This is a genomic window from Streptomyces sp. NPDC127092, assembly GCF_042722475.1.
GTDB lineage: Bacteria > Actinomycetota > Actinomycetes > Streptomycetales > Streptomycetaceae > Streptomyces.
Genome location: NZ_JBHXFE010000346.1, coordinates 1 through 1154, shown reverse-complemented (window position 1 = coordinate 1154; position 1154 = coordinate 1). Strand labels below are relative to the sequence as shown.

At 66.7% G+C, this 1154-nt stretch carries 1 protein-coding gene and 1 pseudogene; both read left to right on the top strand.

Annotation, left to right across the window (positions count from 1 at the left end; genetic code table 11):
* Positions 1-479: pseudogene (locus tag ACFWJO_RS40295) on the top strand (hypothetical protein); the annotation flags it as partial.
* Positions 443-1154, top strand: a 712-nt coding sequence (locus tag ACFWJO_RS40290; RefSeq protein ID WP_386873321.1) for a S8 family serine peptidase, incomplete at its 3' end; no start/stop codon positions are given. The pseudogene ACFWJO_RS40295 and the gene ACFWJO_RS40290, both read left to right, overlap by 37 nt.

The following is a 1154-nucleotide window of genomic DNA, read 5'->3' as shown; positions in this document are numbered from 1 at the left end:
TCGCAGCCAAGGACTACATCGTGATATCACACGGAAATTCATACGGCGACAACGACGGCGACAACACGCTTGCCACATCCTCCGAGCCTGAAGTCACCGGCAGCCACGTCGTCGTGTTCACCGAAGGCGGCAACCGAACGGATGCTGCGCAGACACTCCGCACCGTTGCAGGGCTGTCCGACGTGGCACGCAGCACCGAATTCGAATCCAGCGCAATGGACCTGTCGGCGACTGAGGCATCCGACGCCGTCGTGTTCGACGAACTGGGAATTGCGGTGGTCACCGCCGATCCCGACCAACTGGCGGCGCTGCAGGCGGCCGCTGCCACCGACAGCCGGGTGCTCTCCATCGAGCCCGAGCTGATGCACTACGCACTCTCGGTCGGCACAGATCCTCGTCTACAGGCCGAAGCGGCGAGCTTCGGCGACACCTCGGACCTCACGTGGGGGCTGCAAGCCACGAACGTCGCCTCGATCTGACGCACCCGGATTTCGAAGGCCGCGCCATCACCGCCCAGTCGTTCGTGCCGGGTGCCGGACCTCAGGACGGGCACAGTCACGGCACGCACTGCGTCGGAACCGCATGCGGGCCCAGGTCACCGAGCGGCACCCGCCGATACGGAGTCGCCCACAAGGCGGACATCTTCGTCGGGAAGGTGCTGTCCGATCAGGGACGCGGAGCAGACCGCAGCATCCTCGCCGGAATCGAATGGGCAATCGTCAACGGCTGCCAGGTCATCTCGATGTCCCTCGGAGCGAACGTGGAGGCGGTATCCGTTGCGTACGAGACTGTGGGCAGTCGGGCACTGGCATCGGGGTCACTGATCGTTGCGGCAGCCGGCAACAACGCGAACCGCGCGGCAGGGAACATGGGGTTCGTGGGTCCACCCGCGAACAGCCCGTCGATCATGGCTGTCGCAGCGCTCGACTCGACGCTCGGGCTGGCCAACTTCTCGGCCCGCAGCAACCCCGTCATCGGCGGGCAGATCGACGTGGCGGGGCCCGGGGTGGGCGTGTTCTCGACCGTTCCCGTGCCCACGCGGTACGGCGCGAAGAGCGGGACGAGCATGGCGGCCCCACACGTGGCGGGCATCGCCGCGCTGTGGTGTGAGGCAACCGGACGCACGGGAACCGAACTGTGGGCCGTCCTCACTC